Source organism: Vallitalea maricola, from assembly GCF_036985595.1.
In the GTDB taxonomy this organism is placed as follows: Bacteria; Bacillota; Clostridia; order Lachnospirales; family Vallitaleaceae; genus Vallitalea; species Vallitalea maricola.
Genome location: NZ_BTPU01000330.1, coordinates 1 through 275 on the forward strand (window position 1 = coordinate 1; position 275 = coordinate 275).

1 protein-coding gene is annotated in these 275 nt (G+C 26.9%); it reads left to right on the forward strand.

Going from position 1 to position 275, the window contains the following annotated elements:
• Positions 1 to 275: GerAB/ArcD/ProY family transporter (locus AACQ14_RS24270; RefSeq protein WP_339366102.1), on the forward strand; the 275-nt coding region annotated here is incomplete at both ends.

The following is a 275-nucleotide window of genomic DNA, read 5'->3' on the forward strand; positions in this document are numbered from 1 at the left end:
ACAATACTTGGTTTATTAGTTGTATATGTGATTACAGAATTAGGAACCATGTACAAAGATAGAACGATAATTCAATATAGTGGAGATATTATAGGTAAGATTCCTAGCAAAATTTTAGGATTTCTTTATTGTTGCCATTTTATATATATTAATACTTTTATTTTAAGAGAATTTGCAGAGTTATTAGCTGGTGCATTCATGATTGAAACACCTATATTATTTTTTATCATCGGTATTATTTTACCTTCAATTTATGGAGTTTACAAAGGACTGGA